Consider the following 21,802-nt stretch of genomic DNA (forward strand, 5'->3'; position numbering starts at 1 on the left):
TTGTGATAATTACTCCTTCTGACTTCTGTTTTTGAGCCCATAATAAATCACATCGGCCATTTGATAATAGCCGTCCTCCGCTGGATGCACACCGTCCGTCTGTCTGACGATTTGCTTGGAGCAGCGGCTGTTTGCGGATACAGAATGGCTCGCCATATTATGCACCGTATCCAGGTTCACGTTAATCGGCAGCATAAATATGCCATCTGCTTTCCGATGTTCAAACCGTGCAAGGAGCTCTTTGTTCCACAAAAAAATATTTCTTTTATACCGCCAGCGGGTTTGTCCCGCACCATAGTTGCTTCCGAAGCTATCCTGGAAACGGGATGGGGGGATCGCAACCATCAGGCCAATCTGGATACTCGCGTTATAATCTTGGATACTGGCAATGATCTTCTCCAGCATGGGCATTTCTTCATCGATTACACGCTGCACGCCAGCATCGTTAACCTTATTAAACACATCATTAATTCCGAGATGAATACATACATAGTCCAGATCACGATAGCCGTTTGTGCCCATATACCGGGTGAAATTAAAGCTTTTATCAAAGACAAACGGACTTTCTTCACCTGAAAAGTATGAATCCACCCGCCATCCTCCACGCCCTTCGTGGCAATTCGGCGCCGTGCCCTTAGTGCCTAGCAGCACAATGCTTTGCGGGTCATTTTGAAATAAATTCAGCAGCTCATCCGTATAAAATCCCGCGGCCGTCGTGCTGTCACCGATGAATAATACGCTTTCGGGTATCCTTGCGTTATCCGAAGCTGTATCCGAGACTGTATCCGAGGCCTTATCCACAACCGCCTCGCTTCCGCTTACTTTGATCATTGTTGTCGCCGTAGCCAGCTTTGTGATCGTGTCCGCGTACAAACTAATGGTCAGAGGATACTCCCCGGGAGCATCCGGGATAAGAGTCCACCTTTCATTCTGGTGCTGGCCGATATCACATATCACATCGACATAGTAACGGTCTGCATCTTCAATGATCAGATTATCAAAATAAATGTTGATTTCCTTACCCACCACGGCTGGAATTTCCTTAGGCAGCAAAATTTCAGGATTGACCATACATTTCACATCCTTGTTCAAATGATGCTATTCAACAACATCATACAAATAAAACCAGCCGCTGCCAAGCACTTATATTTCAATTTTACCAAAAGCCTTCCAGGTTCCAGGAGCACCGGCTGCGGTACATATCCAGCCGAATGCACTTCCGGGCGCCGGGCTTGCATTTTTTACCGTTTCCCCAAGTTCCCAGTAGCCGACAGCCGGAATAGAGGGAAGATGGAAATCAGCCTCAGTGCCGATTTCAAAGCGGTTCAAGCTGGCTCCAGCCTGCGCCAACACCGGAAAGGCAACCTTACCGTTTCCTCCGCTGCCCAACCTCTGAAATGCACAAACCAGTTGAGCTGCTGTAGCAGATACGGGTACAAGAATTGATTTGAACTGCCACTGTCCGCTCCCGGCGGCAGTTAGCGTATCAGCATGGCTATTCGTTCCGTCATAACTTACCACCTTCACATCGTTCCCTGAATCCGCTTTCACCCATGCCCCAAACCATACCAGTGTCCCCGGCAGCTCCGGGTATTTCGTAGTGATACCGGCAATAGGCTGCCCCCACCATTCCGTCCCGGCCGTCAGCTCGAACGCCGGATATCCATCAAGCCGCTGCTGTGATTTCAGCAGATCGCCGCTTGTGCCTGCAATCCGGGAATATGCCGGGAAATTGCCATCATAGTAATTCTTCGTCCTTGCCGCGGTACTTTCGATATAATGCCCTCCACTGACAGCGAGCCCTGCATCCACGCCAATCAGCTTCACATCATAACGGCTGTTGGCCCGCAGAATGACATCTCCTTTAATGATCGAAGTATTCCCGTTCCCCCAAATAGTGAGCAGTGAGTCTGCTTTACTGTTATCGTACACCTGAACGCTTTCAATAGTCAGCTTGTCGAGATAATTACTGAAGACAAAGGAAGTGTTGTTAACTCCCCCGTTATCTACCCCTTCACTATTTAGCGGCGTCCAATGAATACCGCTTACTTTCACACATTCAACAGGCTTTGCCGGATCAATGCCGATTGTTATTCCGCCTCCGCCCAGCAGATGAATATCGCTTTTGACATTAACAGCCGTGGGATTCTGCGCATCCGTGTAGCTCATACCCACTTGAGCATTACGCTCGAAATAACATTCAACGATATTCACATTTTTTAAATCATAAGCAATGATACCAGCCTTGGCATTCTTTTCTATCGTGCTGTGGCTAACGTTCACATTAAGGCCGTTTCCGATTCGCAAGCCGATACCGCCATTACTATAAATATCCGTGCTCAGCACATTGACGTTATTGTTATAATTGGGCGTTCCGTACGAAACCAGCCCATCTCCATAGTTGGAAACAATTTGGCAGCGGAAAAAGCTGTTATTGTAGCCATTTACATGCAGCGCTTCAACCCGGGTACCCGTAATAAACAGGTTCGAAAAAGTACTGTGTGTTACCATATCGAAATATACCGCACTATCCGCAACAGCATTCCCGTCAAAGGAAAGATCCTTTATTTCCATCGTATCATTCGTAGTCCCTTTAAACATCGTATGCAGCACATTGGGTGAAACCGCGATAAGGTATGTAACATACTGGCCATCGCCAGAAATACTGACAACCTGCTGGGGAAGGTTGATGACTGCCGATATTGTATACACTCCTCCTGGAATGTAAATGCTTCCTGGCCGTGTAATTGCATTGAAAGCAGCCTGAATTGCAGCAGTGCTGTCAGTAAACGTTTTGGCCCCAAACCAGCATACATTGAAAGAACCGCTAAACTGGCGAAGCCACACGCCGCCGCCCAGAGCGTTGAACACAGTACCTCCGTTTGCAGTGCCCGACGCTCCCCAACTGAATATGCCACCCCTTAGTGGATCAGAAACTAGAGCACATGTATTTGAACCTCTAGAGAATGCCAGCAGGGCAGGAATATCGTCCAGGCAAGGAGCACCATGCTCCTCGATCAGTTTCTTTTTATCCTTCTCTTTTTCCTTTTCCTTCTCTTTATCCTTTGTAGCTGCATATGCAATGCCGGCTCCACCATTCAGCAGCATACCTGCCATGGTAGCAGCTCCTGCGGCGCCCAAAGACATCAGAAGCTTGCGGCGGCTTAGCCCGTAGCCACGATCCGCCTCTCCTCCACCAGCTTCCAATTTCTCCAGCCTCTGCGCCGCTAATTCCATCAATTCTAACTTTTCCATCTTTTCCAACTTCTCTAACTGTTCGAACCTTTCCAACTTTTCCAACCGTTCCGTCTGCATTTCCTTCATCTCATTGTCCATTCTTCATCGCCTCCACAGAATTATTGATTACTGCAATGTGAAATTTATTGCACTCCAGTAAAATCGGAGCGAAAGCCGACACAAAGGCAAAAACGAAAGCAAAAACGTTGAAATTTAAGAATTCAAGATAATCAGACAGAACTGTTATGTAATTCAAAATGCATGCTGCCATTCTGTTCTTTTACATACTTTAATAATCGATCCCAACCATTTGATGACAATCAATTACTGGAACTTGATAGCTTACGGTCTGTCCCTCCTGCTCGAAAGCAAGCTCCTCCATTTGAGGCACCGTATACACGCGATTCACCGTTTCCGGCAAGCGAAGAGTGACATCGATCTGATAGATCGGGGTAATATCTTCGATGATTTCCATCTGCTTGCCCCGCTTCACCGGGAATGCATACAGCAGATGGTTCACATACCTGGCTTCGTGCTTCTGATGCTGCAACGAAACTACACCTTGTGCAGGCAAGCTGGTGGAAAGAGTCTTCCTGTCGCCGAGCAATCTGTCAATGGCCATCATCACGGTTTCTCTTACCTGCAGGCTGCCATTTTCCCTATAATCCTCAAATACATTCCAGGCGAGGTAAATGCCGTTCGGGCTCTCTACCATACCTGGTCCGCCATCATTGCGGCTGTTAGGGGTATGCGTGAAATAGTAAGCATTTAAGTCGCGGTTAAAATAAGGATCCTCACGGTTACCAAGCTCCGTGCCGCCATTTAAGGCAATCTTTTGTCCCTGTGTATAGAATACGAAGGATCCTTCCCCGAGAATCGGCAGTGGAGTATGCGGCTTATAATAATCGGGCTTGAAGGAATTAACCCCTTTCCACTCGACACCAAGATCAAGCGCGAAGCCGTCTCCTGCTTCATTCAATCCGGATTCTCCGGTTGCCAGAACTTTACCGCCATTCTGCAAATACCGTTCCAGCAACTCAGCCAATGAGGAAGTAATCCTTACTTGATCAGGTAAAATGATAACCTTGTACAGGCTAAAATCTGTTTCCAAATCAATAATATTGAAGAGAATATTGCCTTCCTGGAGAATGCGGTAAGCACCAGTGTCAGAAGCGCCCATTCGCTCCGAGTAACGGGCAAGACCCTCAACAGCTAGGATGGCGACATCGGCCACATTTTCCACCTGACTGCACCATGGCTCCTTAGCTTCCACCTCCCTGAATGCCCTTCCGACCATCTTGTAAACAATCGGGTCCATAATGCCATCAGGATGCAGATGATCTCCTACAGAGCATTTCGTCCCGTGTGCCAGGCATAATGCCATCTCGAAACGAAAGGCGTTCTCATGTTTGTAACCGCCAAACTCTCCCCAATTCATCTGAAACCGCCCAGTCATCCCAAGGAGCTCTTTGCCCAACTGCTGTAAATATCGGGCCGACATAGGGAAATAATCGTACCCCCAGCCGCCAGAAGGCAGTGATTCCACCTCCAGATGGCTGTCCATAGCCGCAATATCTCTGCGTCCACAGTGAATGCCACTGTTATGAAATACACCGAGCTCCGGCTTAATCGCCCGCACCCGCTCGTTTACCTGCTTCGTATAATTTGCATACACCCGTTCAGCAAGTTCCATGACAGCTTTCTTATCCCGCGGGTCCTTGCCTTCCTGCAGCAAAGTAGTCCGGCAGTAATGGCAATAGCAAGCCTTCGGATATACAATATCGAGGAAAATTCCATCCGCATCATAGCCTGCTGCCACCTCTTCAATCTGCTGCACAATCCGTTCCAAATAAGGCGTATTGAAGCAAAACACATGAAGACCCGGCTGCAAAAAACCCGGATCCCAGGTAGTAAGATCATTCTCATCGCGGTTCAGCCAATCGCCATGCACATTCACCAAATGTTCACTTAAGCCTACGTTCAGATAAACCGGCGTCTTTACGCCAATTTCATGAGCTGCATCAATCATCTCCCGCAGCAAATCAAACTTCAGGCCCGGATGCTTCTCGAATTTTTGAGTGTCATAATAAGCCCAGCCATGAAAGCATTTAGCAAAGATTGTAATCGAATCGACATTTCCGAGACGCAGCATTTCCTGGAACTGCCCCTTGGAGAACCGTTCTCCAATAGCAACCGATCCATGGTTATGAAAATCAAGATGAATTTGTCTAAAACGCATGTGTGTTCCTCCATTTTGTTGTATTCATTATCTCTTGTTCAGAAACCAGACGTCTTCTGGCTGTTCGTTGAGCTTGGATTGTTCGGTGCTTGGCGCAGGTTCGGTGCTTGGCAGGTTCGGTACTGTGCAGCTTATACCCCGAATCAGCCCGCCCTCCGCCGAAATGAGCGTGTGCTTGACTTAAGCGTGTACTACTTCCACTTAACGATGTTTTTCATCGTTAAAACAAGTGTTCCAGGTCAATCCGTCACGTTAACGATGTTTTTCATCGTTAACGTGACGGATTTGGAGCGGGCTTATGCTTTTAACGATGAAAAACATCGTTAAAGTAGCTGGTCCTTCTCAGCTGCGCGCGCTCTTCATTCCCAGCGGCTTGGCCCGCGGGGAAATCTCCTCCGATCCAGAGCCCCCCTTTAAAACCCTTGCTGGCTGCCCGTTTGAACTAGGTGTTCATGCGATTCATGCGATTCGTACGATTGTAGCTGAAGAGAGGGAATGGCTGTGGACGGAAGAGCGTTAGCGCCCGCCTTTAAAGATTTGTTCCAACCTTTTAAATTTCATTCAGGGAACAAATCTTTAACAGCGGCTGGAGCACACAGCCATTCCTTCTGCAACGCACCAACGTCACGAACACGCTCCTCAAAGGAAGCCGCAAGAAGTCTTTCTCATTCCTTCACACTACCTAGAACAATGCCTTTCATAAAATACTTTTGCAGAAACGGGTAAACGACCAGCACTGGCAGAGCCCCCATGAAAATCTGTGCTGCCTTCACCGTACGATCTGAAATTTGCTTCAGTGTTTCAAGATTCAAATCTGTCAGCTCCGAGAAGTTTTTCTGAATTACAATCGTTTGCAAGTAACTTTGCAGAGGGTATTTGCTTGGGGAGTTCATGTAAATCAGACCATCAAACCAGCTGTTCCAATGCCCTACCATCGTGAGCAGCAGAATGGTCGCCAAAGCAGGTACCGATAAAGGCAGGAAAATCTTGAAGAGTGTGGTGAAATGCCCCGCGCCGTCCATGAAAGCAGCCTCTTCCAGCTCCTTCGGCAACCCCCTGAAAAAGTTGAGCAGCAGCAGCACACTAAACACAGGAACCGCGCCAGGCAGAACAAGCGCCCATATACTATTCAGCAGACCCGCTGATTTAATCACCATATAGGTTGGAATCAAACCGCCGCTAAATAAAATAGTCACAACAAAAAACCAAATATACCAGGTCCGCGATTTGAATTTGCTTGATTCCTTGGATAAGGGATACGCGAGCAGTACAACGAGCAGCATGTTGATGGCAGAGCCAAGCGCAACACGCTTTAGTGAAATGACGAATGAACTGACAAATTCCTTTTTCGCCAGCACATAGCTGTACGAGGTTAGGTTAAAGTCGACTGGCCAGAGCCGTACAATGCCTGCCGACGCCGCTGCGTTCGAGCTGAGGGACAAGGCAAGCACATGGATCATCGGCAGAATGCATAATAAAGCGAGCAAACAAAGAAATGTATAATTCACGATCTGAAAGCCGACTCTCCATTTCGAATGCCGCATTCGTGTGAGCCCCCTTTCTCTAGAAGATACGATATTTAGCAAAGCGATAGGCAAGATAATAGGCGACAGATATCAGCACGAAGGAAACGATAGAATTGAGTAAGCCGATGGCGGTTGCAGGCCCATATTGCGCGCTGACCAAGCCCATGCGATAAACAAACGTATCGATAATATCGCCGCTTTCATAAACCTGAGGATTGTAAAGATTGAACACCTGGTCAAAGCCGGCACTAAGTATGCTTCCCAAGCTGAGTGTGCCCAGCAGAACGATGATAGGCCTCATTCCCGGCAGTGTGATATGCCAGGTTTGTCTCAGCCGGTTAGCACCATCCACCACTGCAGCTTCATATAAAGTAGGATTAATGCTCGTTAGGGCCGCCAAATAGATGATCGTGCTAAATCCGAATTCCTTCCATTCGTGAGTCGTTACAAGCACATAAGGAAACCAATTATTATCACCCAGGAAATAAATAGGTTTAATATGCAACAAACCCAGCAAGGCATTTACGATCCCCACAGAGGGTGACAAAATATCAATCAACACACCGCCCAATATAGTCCACGACAAAAAGTGGGGCAAATAAATTAGCGTTTGTATACCCCGCTTGACAAGGGTGTGATAAATTTCATTCAACAGCAGCGCGATGATGATCGGTACGATCAAACCGACTGCGATTTTCATAGTGGCGATAAAGACGGTATTTTTCAGAACCTCAAGTGTATCAGGGAGCCCCCATACATATTTAAAATTGTCCAAACCAATCCATTCAGATCCAAAAAAACCTTTGGCTGGAATGTATTTTTGAAAGGCGATAACAATCCCGAACATGGGGCCATAATTGAATATAAGAACAAAAATCACACCGGGTAAAAGCATCAGATGCAGCGGCCAGTTAGCCAGCTTTTTGGTCATGTCCATTCACCTTCTTCCAAGTAGCATGGGTGAGAGAAGCAGTCGCCTCACTCACCCATGAAATTCATACGGCGATTGCAGGCTTGCTATTTCTTCGCTTCGTACCAGGCGTTAACGTCCTTAAGAATCGTTTCACCGCCCAGCTTGAGCCACTGATTTTTATATTCTTCAAAACCATCGATCGGAGTAGTGCCAAGTATGATTTTCGTCATAGCCTCTGTTTCCAGCTTAGTAAGCACAACACCATTTTCAATCATCGAGGGGAGTGGTGTTGATGTGAATTCGTTATTGATATAGAGATTATTTTCCCGATATAAATGAGCTATCGACAACGAATTTCCTTTATTGAAAATGAGATTCCAACCCCAATTGCTTTGATCGCCGGATTGATATTTCAGGATTTTCTCGTATACCCCTTTGTCCTCGGGAGTTAGCTTAGACGTATCCTTACTATCGAGTGCGTCGATAATCCGCAGGCTTTCGTCCACATTCTTGAACGCCTTATAGGCGGAAATCGCATTGAGCAGCCAAACCTGATTATTGTCTTCCGGAGACGTGTTGAACTTCTGGTAAATTTCGTCCGATTTGTTTTCATAAAAGGTTTGCAGCCAGAAATCGAGCATTTTGAGAATCGCCTCTGGATGTTCAACACCTTTCTTCACGACCCAATAACCGGCTACTCCCAATTCAACTTGAGACTTGACAGGCTGATCGTCCACCGAAGCGAGCGGAAAAGCTTTCCATTCCATCGATGGATCTTTGTCTTTAGCCGCTTGAAGGGGGTATAAACCTGCATAGTAAGGGTTATAGAACATACCAATTTTACCGTTGGATATCATCTCGAAAACCTTGGTAACATCCTTGGCGCCGAATTCAGGATCTACTTGACCCGCTTTGAACATCTCCTGCAGCTTGCCAAGCGCCGACTTCATTTCCGGCTGAATCGTTCCATAGGTCAGTTTTGCTGCTTCATCCTTCAGGAACAAGCCTGGATAGGCATGAAAACTATTATAGAAGCCTTTGAGAAGAGCGAAATCTTTGTCCACCGCCAAACCGAAGGTATCTTTTTTGTTGTTGCCGTCCGGATCCTGGGTGGCGAAAGCCTCACTGATTTTGAGCACATCCTCCATCGTCTTAGGCTCAGGCAAATTCAATTTTTTCAGCCAATCCGTCCGGATGTAAATCATGTGTGATCCTTCTCTGCTGGGTGAACTGAATGGAATAGCCATCAGCTTACCATCGATTTTAGCGGATTCCAGGGCCAAATCCCCTTCCTCGTTCAGAAGACTTTTCACACCGTCCGTAGCATGCTTCTCGTAAACTTCCGTCATATCGGTTAGCATATCTGCCTCCGCCAGCTGTTTGAACTGGGTAGCAGAAACGAGGAAGAAATCGGGAATATCGCCAGAAGCAATCGTCAAATTCATTTTTTGATCCAATTGACTGGGGTCAACTGCCCATAAGGTTTTGACCTTGATGCCATACTTCTCCTCATAAGCCCGGGTCCACACATTATTTTCAATGGAATCCCCTTCCGCGAATTTAACGGTATTTTGCTGCGATCGTACTGTAGTCAGTGTAATTGGAGGATCATACTTGCCATCTTTGCTCACATTTTCTGTTCCTTCTTTCTCCACAGCATCGCTGCTCTTAGGAGTTGGTGTAGCTTCATTCCCTTTTTCACCGCTGCTGCATGCAGCAAGCACCAATACGAGCGCTAACAACATCCATACTATACCGCGCTTGTTTCTTTTCATTTTCAGTCCCCCTTAAATGTTCTTACTTTTAACGTCCTATATTTCTTGCTATATTTCTTGGATGAGCTCATCCAGCCTGTTACAGCTTTGCGCACCTTTAGCTTACTAACTTCGTCATGTTCTGAAAAGCCGCAATTTCCGTTTTATTATTCCTTTCGCTGCTATTTAACCAACAAAAAACAGAAAATGAATAAATGATTTGGAAAAGAAGGTTTCTATTCTATAGCTAAATCCATTATTATGAAGAAAGACTCCTCATAGTAGAGCTTATTAGAAACGGGGGCTGTACAAAGCATGATTTCCAAAATGCGGATGAAACGAAACTCTCTATTCGTCAAGTTATTGCTCAGCTTTATGGTCATCGTACTGATTTCTTTTCTTTTCAATACCTTTTCCTTTAATTTTTTCCAAAGCAATTTACGCAAAGAAATCATTACCTACAACACCCTGAATATGAGTAATACCGTAAACAATTATGAGAAGCAATTCCGTCTTCTGGATGATGTTGCGACGCAATTATTTTTCAATGCAGATGTCGCTATTCTTGAAAAGGGCAGGTCTAATTTTTTTGCGATGAACAGGCTGACCAAAGAGATCAATACGATCCTGTCCAACACCACGAGCTTGAATCTGGAAAACTTATTTCTTTACAACGATACCTATAACTTCATTATTGATAAAAGCGGCCTGACCCAAATGGAAGAGATGCATGAAAGTTATTACATTAGTGATACGTACAACGCTGATTTCTGGAAGCAGCAGGCAGACGGAGATTACCATATGAGAATTTTCCCCGCTGCGCTCTTTCATAAGAAGAGTTTTAACGGCATTGTCGGCGAAGCCGGTGTGTATTTTCCCGTGGTTATCAAAAACAAACTGCAAAAACGCATTTATTTCGCAGCATTAATCAAAGCTAATGAAATTTACCGGGAGTTCCATTTTTCGGTCAATGATATGTTCTATATTGCGGATGATCTAGGGAAATTGTTCTACAGCACAGCGCCCCAAGAAATGAGCAATCTGGCTTTGTCCGCGGATCAACATGTAGCTTACGACGAGGATAAACACAATTATTATTTTTATGAAAAAGGCGAGTATTCCGGTCTTACCTATGTGAATGTGCTTCCCAATCAGCAAATCGCTGCCAAAATAACCCGTCTGAGCTTCATTCTCCTGATTCTGCTCGTGCTGTCCGTAGCGCTCAGCTTGCTCAGCTCGGTGCTGCTTAGTATCAGGTTCAAAAGTCCTGTCCAGCGTATGCTGGAATCTTTACAGAAAATGAATCCAAACTTTCAAGTGAGCAGCACGATTAATGAATTTAACCAAATCGGCGACAGCGTAAGAACGATCATCGCTTCCAACCAGCAGATTCATTCGGATTTGCAAAAGAAGGATTCACTGCTCAAAAAATACGGCTATTTAACAAAGGTCAAAAGCATTCCTATTGGCAGCAAAGATGTCCAAAATCTGATCGACACGACCAAGCCGTTTTATTTCGTTATGTTCCAGCTTCATTTCACGAGCACCTTTCACGAATCTCTGCCCAAAGAGTTGAACTGGAATGCTTATTTTCTTGAGTTTATTAATTTAAGCATGCAGCAAAGCTTCGCCCAATCGGAAACCCTGCAAATTGAAAAAGATTTGATCGCAGCCATCATTTTCACCGAAAACGATGCTTTGACACTAGATGCACTCACAGAAACATTGCTGACCATCAAAAAGGTGTTCGATCAGGATCTTGAGCATTATTACATCACGATGGCTGCCAATCTGCAATTGCGCAATCCAAGTGAATTCACTAACGCCTACGAAGAAACCATGGGAATGCTCCGTGAACGCAAGCTCAATGCTGCAACACAAATCATCACCGAGCTGCCGGTCGAGCAAAACGATTTCCACCTCTCGCCCGTAGACGCGCAGGAGCTATCCAGCCATATCAAAGCGGGTCACACGGCAGATATTCTGCTGATGATTCGCCGTCTGCTGCAGCAGTTGAGTAAGAACGGTAAAGCATTCGCCTACAAGCAAATGGCCAGCGAGGTCATTTCGCAAATCCTGCTCTCGCTGATGACGCAAAAAATTGAGGTTAGCGAGCTTATGGCGGAAGGCCCCCTGTCCCTATACGAGCAGGTGAATGAATTTGTCTCTGAGGAGCAATACATGTCCTTTTACACCAGCTTGGTCGAGAAGGCCGTGTATTTAATCGACGGCAAGAAAGCCGACAAGGATCCTATTGTCGACTACGTGCTTGCCTATATGGAGCGCCATTACAGCGAGGATATCAGCCAGGAGGCGATCGCTGGCAAGCTCAACATCTCCGTAGGCTACATGGCTAAATACATTAAGAACAAAACAGGGCAAACCTTCAGTGATTATCTCGAAGATATCCGCATCCGCAAAGCCAAAAGCATCCTGGAAGAAACCGATGATAAAATACATGAGGTCGCCGTTCAAGTCGGCTATCACAACGCCAACTCCTTCACCCGCATGTTCAGACGCATTACAGGCTCTACACCGAATGAATACCGCCTGGAGCAGCGTACCGGGAAGTGACACTTGAAATTAGACTTTTATCCCTATGCATGTTATAAAAGGAAGGATGGAAACAGCAAAACAAGAAAGTAGAACAAGGAGCGTAGAAAAAAATAACAAAGGAGTGATCTTTGATTTTGAAATGGAATAATCTTTGGCGTGGGGCAATGATGGGAGTGACCGACATCATACCAGGCATTAGCGGCGGCACCATTGCCATAGTTCTGGGTATTTATGAAGACACGATTAACTCCATTAATCAACTGTTCAGTACTTCATGGAAAAAAAGTCTCAGCTTTCTGATCCCCCTGGGCATAGGTTTATTAGCAGCTATTTTTTCTGCAGCAAGAGTTATTTCGTGGCTACTAGAGGTATACACACAGCAAACCTACTTTTTCTTTATTGGACTGATCCTGGGAATTGCTCCTTATTTATTGCAGAAGGTCAGCTATCGCACTACATTTAAAGCACATCATTACTTGATTCTCCTAGTATCTCTAGTCATTGTCAGCGTCCTTGGAACGATGGGTGAACGAAGTAACGAAGTGCTGGAGATGACCAGCTTCATGGATTATATAACCTTATTTTTTATTGGCTGGATTGCCAGCACCGCACTCGTATTGCCAGGTGTCAGCGGATCTTTCATGATGCTGCTGCTGGGCTACTACGAAACAATTATTCACGGTGTTAAAACGTTAGATATTGCTATTATTATCGCAGTTGGCATAGGCGTCGCTTTCGGTATCATCGTAACGAGCAAACTGATCTCCTATTTACTACATCGTTTTACAACCGTTGTATACGCAGCTGTTGTGGGCCTGGTAGTCGGCTCTGCTTATGTGATTTTCCCGGAAATAGGGGATTCCATTGGGGGCATTATCGCCAGCATCCTCACCTTTGGACTCGGCGTCGTAATTGCTGCTGTTTTGGGTAGGATTGAATATAAAAACGCTTAGTTTCAATTATTCAGTGATGAATCTCTACTTTCCAGTAAGTCGACAAAAAAGCCAGCCTAATACGGCTGGCTTTTTTGATGCTGAATTACGAAGGATTTGAAACCCTGTCCAATGATCTCAACTCATAATCTTCAATGAGTGTTGCCATGGTTTTAATGTCACTTGAGCGATCGCTCCGCAGATTACTTTTCTACGGAATATTCTTTCAGGATGCTCGCGATAGCCTCCAAAGAATGTGTCCCTTTCGCAATATCAACAATAAACTCAACGGCATATTGCCGTTCCATTTGTAGTTGAAATCCATTCAACAATAAAAATGATTTGACTACAAGATACGCTGTTCGTTTATTACCATTGTGAAAACAATGATTTTTGACTAACGATTCTAATAAAGCAGAAGCCTTATCAAACAAAGTTGGATATTCATCTTCTCCGAACACGCTCTGCTGGGCTCTATGCATCGCAGAGTCCAACAGAGCATGTTCCTTAACGCCCGCTTGCTCTGTATCATTCATTTTCTTCATCAAGAAATAATGCGCAGCCACGGCCTCTTCCTTCGTCAGAAAAATTGTCATCGTTAGCGGTCCCTCAAGTCATTTAATATTCCTTCATCCTCTTCGAACACATCAAAGAAGGCCTCTAACACTTCAGGGCGGACATTATCAGGAAGTTTCATTTGACGGACCTTTTTAAGCACAATTTCTCCTTGATCGTTCTCGATAAATTCAATCTCATCTCCCTGTATCACATTTAACTTTTCTGCAAGGATTTTAGGCAAACTTATCCCTAAACTGTTGCCCATTCTCCCTACTTTACGAGAGTAAACTTTACGTTTATTATCTTTCATTCTGACCACACCATTCATATTGGTATCTCCTCTCATAGTATGATCCAAACACAAAAAGTAATACCTTCTAACTGTATAAACTTTATAACGTATGTACATTATAACAAACTAGACAACGCGATAAAAGCAAAAACCACAACGGTTGTGGTTTACATGATAGGGGCGAGGGAGTCGGCTTCCTTTGAGGTACGTGTATGTAACGCTAGTGCTAAGGGAAAAGAATGAATGTGGGCTAAATCTGCTGTTAAAGATTTGTTCCCTTGATTGGACTTCGGTGGTAGGAATTTATCTTCGCATGTGGACACTATCGCTTTTCCGCTCACACTCACTCACTCTGCTACAATTGTACGAACACCAAGCTCAAATGGACAGCCAGCTAGATAGAAATCAAGCGGAAAAACTTACCAGATTCTAATTATATCTTCCCACGTTATAATTGTTGTTGAGGTGTACAACATGAAATTCATAGCTCCAATGCTGTTAGAGACCGCAGCAGCCCCATTTGACAATGACAACTATATATACGAACCAAAGATTGACGGTCATCGCTTGATCCTATCGCATACCAACTCTTTAACCCGCCTCTACACTCGCCACAACAACGATTGCACTCGGCAATATCCAGAACTGTTATCTGTACCATTTACAGAGGATATCATCCTGGATGGAGAAGTTGCGGTAACGAACTCTGAAGGCTCCATTTGTTTCGAATCTGTTATGGAGAGATTTGCAGCAACCAAGCCCGGTAAAATTAGAAAGTTGAGTGAATCCAGACCGGTTAACTACGTCGTATTCGATATTTTAAGATACAAGGGCGAGGATCTCCGGGGGTATCCGCTTGAACGGAGGAAAGAAATTCTAAAAACAGCAGTCCTGCCTGTAAATCCCTACATAGCTCAGATTCCATTTTATGAAGATAAGGGAATAGATTTATTCTCTCATATACAAGCGGCTGCATCTTCCTGGACCAATGTAACCGTCGTGTCTGTATTAGTCTCGGCCACTTTGAACGAGTCACCGGATACCAGACGGACGAAGGTATATTTTACCTGCATTAATCCCGTTGGTATGGATGATTGCCCTCTGGCTTTTTGATAGGTGAAAATAACCTGATCGCCAACAATTAGACCATGACCTGCTATTGTTAGGGTTTTAACTGTTGTATCTACGGTAATCGCAGTACTATCCCACTTTGTAGGGGTGAGCGTGTAGCTGCCTAGCAACACGCTACTGCTTCCACCTCCGCCGCCCGATCCGGGAGGAGCTACAACAATAGGGATAGCTGGTGGAGGCGTAACATTAATTATGATGTCATTCATATAGTAATCCCCCTTATAGCGGGTATACACATCGTTGTGTCAGACGTTTTAATAGTTCCATCAGGTGATGTGTACTTTATATCCGTTTCAAGGGTGCCGGTTGGCCAGGCGGTCGTATCGTCCACACTAAACCGGAATGTTCCTGGTTCGCCTGTTTCTTCTATGACCACATCTGCAATGAGCCTGCCGCTGCTATCTCGTATCTGTGACCGCAGCTCGCTGGCAGCCACGCCCTCCCAGGTAGCTGTATAGTAAACCGTATCTCCACGCTTGATGGGATCGAGGTAAACTTTGGCCATTTTGCTGTGCCCTCCCCTAAATCTTTCTTATTTATTTCACTGGCTGACCGGATAATTATGCTCAATCCGTATATTCATGTCCAATCAATATTAATATTCCTACATATATTGGTGGAGTAGCAACAATTTCCTCTGTGAAAGGAGAAGCGAATATGTCAGGGATTCTTCATCATCGCAATAACACCGTAGAAATTCTTGTCCTTTTCATCCTCTTGGTTATCATTTCGTGTACACTTTGTTTTTAAACTCGCCCCTCATTCATAAACAAACAAAGCTCCCAATCCGCAAGGGAAAGAGGATTTTTATTCATTCTCATAAATCAATAATATCCTGTATATATGTCCAAGCAATATTAAACAACTTGCGTATATTGGTGGGGTAGTAACAATTTTCTCTGTGAAAGGAGTGGCGAATATGTCAGATGGGATTGGTATTCTTCATCATCGCACAAACACCGCGGCAATTCTGGTTCTTTTCATTCTCTTGGTTATAATCTCGTGCACGTTCTGCTTTTAATCTCGTAGATTGAAGTGCCCCCACAAACTTTATTCTCGTGGGGGCACACACTTTTACTAGGTCGTGTTCTACTGTGCAGGCTGACCGCTGACCATCCGCAGCTCATTAGCAAGTCTATTAAATTCTTTCTGGGCATCTTTGCTACTGGTGGCTCCGTAAGCGGCCTTTAGAAACTCAATCACCTTGTTCGCGTCTTTTGGATCCATCTTTGGTTTAACCTCCTCTACTTTTTCCGGCACCTTCGGCAAGTATTTTTCCAAATAAGCTTCTGGTTTCGTGTCCGTCCCAAACCCATAGCTTGGAGTTGCTTTTGTCCGCACCTCATAGTGCAAATGGGATCCGGTACTGCGCCCCGTTGTGCCTTACCTGCCGATCATCTGGCCTGCCATTATCTGCTGCCCTACTTTGACAGCAGCACTATCCAGATGCGCATAACAATGGAGCGCCCCACGAATATCCTTGACGGCAACCACGATACCAAATCCACCAAAGCCAGTACCGGGCACACCTTCACGCGCATGCACGACTTCCCAACCTAAGGCGTATATGGGAGCTTGATGAGTCAGTACGTCGATGCCAGTATGATGCGCCGGCAGTCCCGTAAATGGATCTTTCCGCGGTCCATAAGGACTGCTAATGCGGAAACCTTCAAATGGATTCATGGTCCGTCCTCTCTTTCGGCTGCTGCGCTGCGTTATAATCCAAAACTGCCTTTTCAATAGCTGCTCGAATTTCCATGGCTGAAAATTGAACCCCTGCAGCATCGAGCCTTCTAATTACATAATCCTGAGCAGAACTAAGTTTCTGTTCCCCTCCAAGCTGCTTAAACGTCTGTTCAGCAAGAGCAAACCCCTCGGAAGCAATCTTGTGCAATAACTCACGTTGTTCTTGGATTGTCTTCCTGCCGGCTACTATGAGTTTGAAATAAATTTGTGCCATTGGTTAGTTGCCTCCAATCATAAGTTCATAAAGTTCTGTTATCGCCAGCATTGTGTTTATGCTCTCTTCTTGCATGGCCACTTTATCGGCTTCCTTCTCTTCATACACTTGAGTAAGAGCCAGCATAAGATTTATGTTTTCTTCTTCAAGGGCTGCTATCTTATCCTCCAGAGTAGGCCCCGGATCAGGTAGAGGAGGTAACGGAGTTACGGTCTTCGTTTCCTCCTCCCAGGTAACCTTTCCTACGTTAAAGGACTTTTTCAGCGGCCTTCCTCATGCGGCTGGCTTTGTTAAGCACTTGAACTTTCTTACAAAAAAACCTGCTCCAAAGAGCAGGTTTCCATTTTCCATATGCATATCGCTATTGCCGTTACAGTTACATTTCCCCTCTAAACCGTCTCCTTCCACAACCGCCGAGCGTTCTCGTATCCCATGCGGGTTGCAGTTTTGTCCGGCTCCATGCCTTCGAACTCGATCGATATTGGCCCCTCAAATCCAGAGTCCTTGATCACCTGGATAATGCGCCGCATATCCATATCTCCCTGACCAAAAATAGAACCACGGATATAATTCCCGTTCAACGTCTGTATCCAGCCTTCTCCAGGGAACGCATTACTTTTGCGAATGTAGAAATCTTTGAAATGCACGATTGCGGCGTAGCCAATTGCTTGTTTCACGGCGGCGTAAGGATCTTCATCTACGCATAAGAAGTTGCCCACATCCAGCAGCAGCTTGAAGTTGGGACGATTCACCGCATCTACTATGCGCATTACACGATCACTCGGCGTGATATAGAATCCGTGGTTTTCGATCGTTGTCGTAATACCGAACCCGGCCGCATAATCAGCAATGATACCGCACGCTTCCACAATTTGCGCAAAGTCTTCTTCGAATTGGCTAGAGCGTTCCGGCTTTTTGTCCCAGGCCACAACGTCATGGCGCATCCGCAAGGCGCCAAGCCGTGCTGCTGTCTCTACTTGTTTTTTCAGCCGCGCGATTTCTTGCTCAAACTCCTCCATCGTCGGCTTCAGCACATCTCCTGCTACCGCGAAGTTCGCCACTTCCAGATCAAGCTGTCGCGCCTTGGCCGCAATCGCATCAACAAGCTCCGGCTGTCCTTCCAAGTCAATCCCGATTGGTGTGATTTCCACGTGATCGACTTTCTGCTCCTTCATCCACTCCATTGCCTGCAAAATATCGATCTCTTGCGTTCCAAGGCTCGGATGCAAAGAATACGAGCTGATCCCCAGTTTCATGCTTGACCCTCATTTCTGATTTCAAAATTTATATGCTTAGAATCCCTTCCGACAAAAAAGGCTCACATAGGTTGCGAAGGCATGTTTTATCCTTTTACAGCGCCCGCCACCATACCTTTCATGATTTGCTCCTGGAATATCAAATAAATAATAATCGTCGGAATAACTGCGATCGACATGGCAGCCATCGTCAAGCTGTAGTCTGTGCCGTAGCCGTCAGAGAAAACAGCCAAGCTGAGCGGCAGCGTCTTTAAGGCCTGCTTATTAATAAATACTAGTGCGAAAGCGAAATCGTTCCAGAATCGCAGAAAGGCTAGAATGGCAACCGTGGCCATAGCCGGGATGGACAGCGGGAAAATAACCCGGAAGAATATGCCCCAATACCCGTTGCCATCAATCATAGCCGCCTCTTCCACTTCCTTAGGTATCGACATTAAATAGGCTGCGATGACGAAGATAGCAATTGGTAACTGAAACGCCGTATACGGTAAAATCAAGGCGGCGTAAGTATCCAGAATATGCATCTTTTTCATCATAATAAACAGCGGCACGAGCGTACTGTGAATCGGAATGAGCATCCCAAGCACGAATAGCGACATGATTGGCCCTTTTAAGCGAAATTCAAGACGTGAAAGAATATAAGCTGCAAGTGCAGCAATTAATAGGGTCAGTGCGACCGCACACAACGTCACAATAACGGAGTTGAGGAATGCTGTACCAATACCAGCTACTTCCCATGCCCGGGTATAATTATCGAACTTCCAAACGGATGGCAGCGAAAACGGCTTGCCGAAAAAGTCCTGATTCGATTTAAACGAACTTATGAACAGCCAAAGGAGCGGATAAATCGTCACTAATGCGTAGACGACCAGCAGAATGCTAGAAATCCATGATTTTCCTTTTTTAGCTTTTTTGGAGAAAGGACTATGACTCTCACCCGTTGGTACACCGCCTGAGGCTATCGTCCTCATTCCTGTCCCCTCCTTTTTTATGGATTACTGTATCCTGTATGAATGGCTATCACTTGTTATGATTTGCGCTTCATTAGCACCTGGCTGCCAAGTACCAACCCCATGCTGATGATGATTATCAAAGTAGAAACCGCTGACCCGTAGCCATAACGGAAAATTTCAAAGGTATTGTTGTACATATAGGTGGCGAGCAATTCCGTTGATTGAGCAGGCCCACCGCCAGTCATAACATAAATGAGGTCAAATGACGTTAAGCTTCCTGAAATACACAGGACAAGCGCAACCTTGATCGTATCCCAGATCATTGGAATGACGACATAAAACAATCTTTTGCCTTTAGTGGCACCGTCGATTTTGGCGGCGTCTTCCACTTCGGATGAAATATTTTGAATAGCAGCTATAAAAAGGATCAAATAAGGTCCGATGTTCGCCCATATAATGGGGATGCTTACGGAGTACATATTTACTTTGGGATCGCCTAGCCAATCACGGATCCATGAGCCTAAGCCCACTTGTTCCAAAACAAAATTTAATATACCGATCTGTGGATGGTAAATGTATCCCCACATGATCCCGATCACGACAGAGGCAACAACCATTGGCATAAATACTGCGGAACGGATAAAACGGTGAAAGAAGGTATTTTTCCACAAAACGAGGGATAATATGAGCGCAATCGGCACCTGGCCGAAGATGGATGCACCCACGATAATCAAGTTGTTTTTGAGTGCTCTCCAAAATATGGGATGACTCAATGCTTCGATGTAATTATCAAACCCGATGAACTTTGCTGCCCCAATGCCTTTCCAATCGTAAAAGCCGTAATATGCCGACCAAATGATCGGAACTAGGACAAAAACAGAATAGATCAACAAGGCAGGAAGCAGGCCCACAAAAATAAATCCTTTAACTCGGCTCGCGGTTACCATAACTAGCCTCCTTTGAACTTGTAGATGATGTCATGTAATAGGAACGATATCGGCCATTCTCAAGGAAAAACCGATATCGTTCCAGTGAATTCGCTGCTACTTGCTACTTGCTACTATTTGCTATTGCTTGGTTCTTACAATTACTTGGCTCATGCTATTACTTAGTTCTTGCTTTCACTTCCGCGTCCTGCAGCTTCTTAGCAGTAGCTTCAGCCTTGCCGCCCATCAGAAGCTCTTGCAGGCCGTTGTTGATTGCATCTGTTCCAGCTGAAGTCAGGTATGCATCGTATACGGGTGTCAATTTTACAGTTTTGTATAAATCAAAAGCTTTTAAGAACAGAGGCGTTACTTTAGTTGTATCCAATTCGATATTATAGTTGAGTAAAGTGTTGCTGTGTGCCAAGGCATTCATGCCTTCCGGACCAGAAACCGTGTAGATCAAATCTAGTGCAGCGTCAAGCTGTTTGCCTGTTACCTTTTTGCTTAAAGCCAAACCGCCGCCTGGCCCGCCGGAGATCGAGTTCGGATCGCCTTTACCTCCAGGAATGGAAGGAATAACTCCGATTCCGACTTGTTCAAGCTGCTCTTTTGTGCCAGTAGCCGCCATATTCGTGAGCGCCCAAGAACCGTCGATCATCATGGCTGCTTTGCCTTGGATAAAGTATTGCTCCATTTGTGTATTATCTAAGCTGTTGAATCCTTCTTGGAACGCGCCTGCTTCCGCAAGACCCTTGAAATAAGTTAAGGCTTGAACAAATTCAGGATCAGTAAATTTTGCCCCATCTTGCTTTGTTGCTTTTAAGAACCATTCAGTTCCAGTCACGCGATCACCAAGTGATGACATGATGCTTGATTGAGCCAGCCATGCGGCCTTGTTGCCAAGCGCAATTGGTGTGATTTTTTTGTCTTTGAATGTTTTGACAGCAGCCATCAACTCGTCCCACGTCGTAGGTACTTTTATGTTGGCTTGATCGAACAGTGATTGGTTATAATAAAACAAGGATGTAGCCGAACCGCTCAAAGGTGTTGCATATACTTGGTTGTCAAATGAGAGAGGCTCAAACGCACCTGGTGTGAAGTTGTTTTTCCAATCCGGATTTTTATCCAGCAGTGATGTGATGGGTTGAATTAAGCCGCCGGAGTAGAACTCTTCAATGGATGTTCCGGAATCTGTGTAAAAGATGTCAGGCATTTCGTTAGCCGCAGCAACCGTTTTCAGACGCTGACGATATCCATCTGGCGGAATCGCTTGGGCGTCCAGCTCAACTTCCGGATGTGCTGCCTTGAATTTATCGATTTGTGCACGGACAGCTTTGGCCCTCAAATCATCTCCAGAGAAGTTATGCCAAATGGACAATTTCGTTTTTTCAGTCGGGGGATTGGTTCCTCCAGTTGATGTATCTGTACCACCCTTATCTGTTGTATTGGCTCCACACGCCGCGAGCAGCGTCGATAATGCAAGTATGGCTGTAAGAACGATTGTATTTTTTCTTTTCAAATCAAACCCTCCTCTTTTGTTATGTGTTTAGTATAGTCCTTATAAAAAAG

At 45.4% G+C, this 21,802-nt stretch carries 22 protein-coding genes and 1 pseudogene; 6 read left to right on the forward strand and 17 right to left on the reverse strand.

Annotated elements, in window-relative coordinates; translation table 11 throughout:
* Positions 1–9: 9 nt before the first annotated feature.
* The 3 genes from J2Z66_RS17810 to J2Z66_RS17820 all read right to left on the reverse strand — a co-directional run bounded on the left by J2Z66_RS17810 (position 10) and on the right by J2Z66_RS17820 (position 5,476).
* Positions 10–1,071: an SGNH/GDSL hydrolase family protein gene (locus J2Z66_RS17810; RefSeq protein ID WP_209972805.1), complete on the reverse strand. Its 1,062-nt coding sequence runs from the start codon at positions 1,069–1,071 to the stop codon at positions 10–12.
* A 72-nt stretch (positions 1,072–1,143) separates the two neighbouring features.
* Positions 1,144–3,336, reverse strand: coding sequence for a right-handed parallel beta-helix repeat-containing protein (locus tag J2Z66_RS17815; protein WP_209972806.1), 2,193 nt, complete (start codon positions 3,334–3,336; stop codon positions 1,144–1,146).
* A 190-nt stretch (positions 3,337–3,526) separates the two neighbouring features.
* Positions 3,527–5,476 carry an alpha-amylase family protein gene (locus J2Z66_RS17820; RefSeq protein WP_209972807.1) on the reverse strand — a complete coding sequence of 650 codons (1,950 nt, stop codon included), beginning with the start codon at positions 5,474–5,476 and terminating at the stop codon, positions 3,527–3,529.
* Here J2Z66_RS17820 and J2Z66_RS17825 point away from each other — a divergent pair.
* Positions 5,456–5,803 (forward strand): hypothetical protein, encoded by a 348-nt coding sequence (locus J2Z66_RS17825; protein WP_209972808.1) that lies wholly within the window; start codon positions 5,456–5,458, stop codon positions 5,801–5,803. The two genes, J2Z66_RS17820 and J2Z66_RS17825, sit on opposite strands and share 21 nt — an antisense overlap.
* The gene (locus tag J2Z66_RS17830) at positions 5,775–5,996 is read left to right on the forward strand and encodes a hypothetical protein (RefSeq protein WP_209972809.1); all 222 of its coding nucleotides are present in this window, start codon (positions 5,775–5,777) and stop codon (positions 5,994–5,996) included. Before J2Z66_RS17825 ends, J2Z66_RS17830 begins: the two co-directional genes overlap by 29 nt.
* Positions 5,997–6,141: 145 nt before the next feature.
* On the opposite strand, the gene J2Z66_RS17835 is transcribed toward J2Z66_RS17830, so the two are convergent.
* From J2Z66_RS17835 to J2Z66_RS17845, 3 genes are all read right to left on the reverse strand, one after another.
* Entirely contained in the window at positions 6,142–7,020 is an 879-nt protein-coding gene (locus tag J2Z66_RS17835; protein WP_209972810.1) for a carbohydrate ABC transporter permease, read from the reverse strand.
* A gap of 19 nt (positions 7,021–7,039) precedes the next feature.
* Positions 7,040–7,939: an ABC transporter permease gene (locus tag J2Z66_RS17840; RefSeq protein ID WP_209972811.1), complete on the reverse strand. Its 900-nt coding sequence runs from the start codon at positions 7,937–7,939 to the stop codon at positions 7,040–7,042.
* Positions 7,940–8,019: 80 nt separating this feature from the next.
* The gene (locus tag J2Z66_RS17845) at positions 8,020–9,690 is read right to left on the reverse strand and encodes an extracellular solute-binding protein (RefSeq protein WP_209972812.1); all 1,671 of its coding nucleotides are present in this window, start codon (positions 9,688–9,690) and stop codon (positions 8,020–8,022) included.
* Positions 9,691–9,984: 294 nt separating this feature from the next.
* Here J2Z66_RS17845 and J2Z66_RS17850 point away from each other — a divergent pair, with 294 nt between their 5' ends.
* Both J2Z66_RS17850 and J2Z66_RS17855 read left to right on the forward strand, forming a co-directional pair.
* A complete protein-coding gene (locus J2Z66_RS17850) occupies positions 9,985–12,243 on the forward strand; it encodes a helix-turn-helix domain-containing protein (protein ID WP_209972813.1) in 2,259 nt (752 codons plus the stop codon).
* A gap of 116 nt (positions 12,244–12,359) precedes the next feature.
* On the forward strand, positions 12,360–13,178 hold the full coding sequence (locus tag J2Z66_RS17855) for a DUF368 domain-containing protein (RefSeq protein ID WP_209972814.1): 819 nt from the start codon (positions 12,360–12,362) through the stop codon (positions 13,176–13,178).
* A gap of 182 nt (positions 13,179–13,360) precedes the next feature.
* Here the strand turns inward: J2Z66_RS17855 and J2Z66_RS17860 are convergent, their stop codons facing one another.
* Complete coding sequence (locus tag J2Z66_RS17860; RefSeq protein WP_209972815.1) at positions 13,361–13,753, reverse strand: type II toxin-antitoxin system death-on-curing family toxin; 393 nt, start codon at positions 13,751–13,753, stop codon at positions 13,361–13,363.
* Positions 13,754–13,755: 2 nt separating this feature from the next.
* Positions 13,756–14,043 carry an AbrB/MazE/SpoVT family DNA-binding domain-containing protein gene (locus tag J2Z66_RS17865; RefSeq protein WP_209972816.1) on the reverse strand — a complete coding sequence of 96 codons (288 nt, stop codon included), beginning with the start codon at positions 14,041–14,043 and terminating at the stop codon, positions 13,756–13,758.
* A 456-nt stretch (positions 14,044–14,499) separates the two neighbouring features.
* On the opposite strand from J2Z66_RS17865, the pseudogene J2Z66_RS42715 reads away from it, so the two are divergent.
* Positions 14,500–14,907 (forward strand): annotated as a pseudogene (locus J2Z66_RS42715) (ATP-dependent DNA ligase); the annotation flags it as partial.
* Positions 14,908–14,963: 56 nt separating this feature from the next.
* Here the strand turns inward: J2Z66_RS42715 and J2Z66_RS42720 are convergent.
* Together J2Z66_RS42720 and J2Z66_RS17875 are read right to left on the reverse strand one after the other, a co-directional pair.
* Entirely contained in the window at positions 14,964–15,344 is a 381-nt protein-coding gene (locus tag J2Z66_RS42720) for a hypothetical protein (protein ID WP_245375663.1), read from the reverse strand.
* Positions 15,341–15,643, reverse strand: a complete 303-nt coding sequence (locus tag J2Z66_RS17875; protein WP_209972818.1) for a hypothetical protein — start codon at positions 15,641–15,643, stop codon at positions 15,341–15,343. Before J2Z66_RS17875 ends, J2Z66_RS42720 begins: the two co-directional genes overlap by 4 nt.
* 414 nt (positions 15,644–16,057) lie before the next feature.
* On the opposite strand from J2Z66_RS17875, the gene J2Z66_RS17880 reads away from it, so the two are divergent.
* Positions 16,058–16,159, forward strand: a complete 102-nt coding sequence (locus J2Z66_RS17880; RefSeq protein WP_209972819.1) for a YjcZ family sporulation protein — start codon at positions 16,058–16,060, stop codon at positions 16,157–16,159.
* A 68-nt stretch (positions 16,160–16,227) separates the two neighbouring features.
* Here the strand turns inward: J2Z66_RS17880 and J2Z66_RS17885 are convergent, their stop codons facing one another.
* The 7 genes from J2Z66_RS17885 to J2Z66_RS17915 all read right to left on the reverse strand — a co-directional run bounded on the left by J2Z66_RS17885 (position 16,228) and on the right by J2Z66_RS17915 (position 21,752).
* The gene (locus tag J2Z66_RS17885) at positions 16,228–16,365 is read right to left on the reverse strand and encodes an N-acetylmuramoyl-L-alanine amidase (protein WP_209973096.1); all 138 of its coding nucleotides are present in this window, start codon (positions 16,363–16,365) and stop codon (positions 16,228–16,230) included.
* 156 nt (positions 16,366–16,521) lie between these two features.
* Positions 16,522–16,821 carry a M23 family metallopeptidase gene (locus tag J2Z66_RS17890; protein ID WP_245375641.1) on the reverse strand — a complete coding sequence of 100 codons (300 nt, stop codon included), beginning with the start codon at positions 16,819–16,821 and terminating at the stop codon, positions 16,522–16,524.
* Positions 16,808–17,098 (reverse strand): phage holin, LLH family, encoded by a 291-nt coding sequence (locus tag J2Z66_RS17895; protein ID WP_209972820.1) that lies wholly within the window; start codon positions 17,096–17,098, stop codon positions 16,808–16,810. Before J2Z66_RS17895 ends, J2Z66_RS17890 begins: the two co-directional genes overlap by 14 nt.
* Before the next feature lie 389 nt (positions 17,099–17,487).
* A complete protein-coding gene (locus J2Z66_RS17900) occupies positions 17,488–18,354 on the reverse strand; it encodes a sugar phosphate isomerase/epimerase family protein (protein WP_209972821.1) in 867 nt (288 codons plus the stop codon).
* Between the two features lie 86 nt (positions 18,355–18,440).
* Positions 18,441–19,325 (reverse strand): carbohydrate ABC transporter permease, encoded by an 885-nt coding sequence (locus J2Z66_RS17905; RefSeq protein ID WP_209972822.1) that lies wholly within the window; start codon positions 19,323–19,325, stop codon positions 18,441–18,443.
* Between the two features lie 56 nt (positions 19,326–19,381).
* Complete coding sequence (locus tag J2Z66_RS17910; protein WP_209972823.1) at positions 19,382–20,254, reverse strand: carbohydrate ABC transporter permease; 873 nt, start codon at positions 20,252–20,254, stop codon at positions 19,382–19,384.
* A gap of 157 nt (positions 20,255–20,411) precedes the next feature.
* Positions 20,412–21,752, reverse strand: a complete 1,341-nt coding sequence (locus J2Z66_RS17915) for an extracellular solute-binding protein (RefSeq protein WP_209972824.1) — start codon at positions 21,750–21,752, stop codon at positions 20,412–20,414.
* Between the last annotated feature and the right edge of the window lie 50 nt (positions 21,753–21,802).

It is taken from the genome of Paenibacillus eucommiae, assembly GCF_017874215.1.
In the GTDB taxonomy this organism is placed as follows: Bacteria; Bacillota; Bacilli; order Paenibacillales; family NBRC-103111; genus Paenibacillus_AI; species Paenibacillus_AI eucommiae.

Excerpts from the sequence above, each read along its gene's own strand:
- J2Z66_RS17810 (WP_209972805.1), bottom strand. The coding sequence starts at position 1,071 with ATGGTCAATCCTGAAATTTTGCTGCCTAAGGAAATTCCAGCCGTGGTG.
- J2Z66_RS17815 (WP_209972806.1), bottom strand. The coding sequence starts at position 3,336 with ATGGACAATGAGATGAAGGAAATGCAGACGGAACGGTTGGAAAAGTTG.
- J2Z66_RS17825 (WP_209972808.1), top strand. The coding sequence starts at position 5,456 with ATGAATTTGTCTAAAACGCATGTGTGTTCCTCCATTTTGTTGTATTCA.
- J2Z66_RS17820 (WP_209972807.1), bottom strand. The coding sequence starts at position 5,476 with ATGCGTTTTAGACAAATTCATCTTGATTTTCATAACCATGGATCGGTT.
- J2Z66_RS17830 (WP_209972809.1), top strand. The coding sequence starts at position 5,775 with ATGCTTTTAACGATGAAAAACATCGTTAAAGTAGCTGGTCCTTCTCAG.
- J2Z66_RS17835 (WP_209972810.1), bottom strand. The coding sequence starts at position 7,020 with ATGCGGCATTCGAAATGGAGAGTCGGCTTTCAGATCGTGAATTATACA.
- J2Z66_RS17840 (WP_209972811.1), bottom strand. The coding sequence starts at position 7,939 with ATGGACATGACCAAAAAGCTGGCTAACTGGCCGCTGCATCTGATGCTT.
- J2Z66_RS17845 (WP_209972812.1), bottom strand. The coding sequence starts at position 9,690 with ATGAAAAGAAACAAGCGCGGTATAGTATGGATGTTGTTAGCGCTCGTA.
- J2Z66_RS17850 (WP_209972813.1), top strand. The coding sequence starts at position 9,985 with ATGATTTCCAAAATGCGGATGAAACGAAACTCTCTATTCGTCAAGTTA.
- J2Z66_RS17860 (WP_209972815.1), bottom strand. The coding sequence starts at position 13,753 with ATGACAATTTTTCTGACGAAGGAAGAGGCCGTGGCTGCGCATTATTTC.
- J2Z66_RS17865 (WP_209972816.1), bottom strand. The coding sequence starts at position 14,043 with ATGAATGGTGTGGTCAGAATGAAAGATAATAAACGTAAAGTTTACTCT.
- J2Z66_RS42720 (WP_245375663.1), bottom strand. The coding sequence starts at position 15,344 with ATGAATGACATCATAATTAATGTTACGCCTCCACCAGCTATCCCTATT.
- J2Z66_RS17875 (WP_209972818.1), bottom strand. The coding sequence starts at position 15,643 with ATGGCCAAAGTTTACCTCGATCCCATCAAGCGTGGAGATACGGTTTAC.
- J2Z66_RS17880 (WP_209972819.1), top strand. The coding sequence starts at position 16,058 with ATGTCAGATGGGATTGGTATTCTTCATCATCGCACAAACACCGCGGCA.
- J2Z66_RS17885 (WP_209973096.1), bottom strand. The coding sequence starts at position 16,365 with ATGGATCCAAAAGACGCGAACAAGGTGATTGAGTTTCTAAAGGCCGCT.
- J2Z66_RS17890 (WP_245375641.1), bottom strand. The coding sequence starts at position 16,821 with ATGAATCCATTTGAAGGTTTCCGCATTAGCAGTCCTTATGGACCGCGG.
- J2Z66_RS17895 (WP_209972820.1), bottom strand. The coding sequence starts at position 17,098 with ATGGCACAAATTTATTTCAAACTCATAGTAGCCGGCAGGAAGACAATC.
- J2Z66_RS17900 (WP_209972821.1), bottom strand. The coding sequence starts at position 18,354 with ATGAAACTGGGGATCAGCTCGTATTCTTTGCATCCGAGCCTTGGAACG.
- J2Z66_RS17905 (WP_209972822.1), bottom strand. The coding sequence starts at position 19,325 with ATGAGGACGATAGCCTCAGGCGGTGTACCAACGGGTGAGAGTCATAGT.
- J2Z66_RS17910 (WP_209972823.1), bottom strand. The coding sequence starts at position 20,254 with ATGGTAACCGCGAGCCGAGTTAAAGGATTTATTTTTGTGGGCCTGCTT.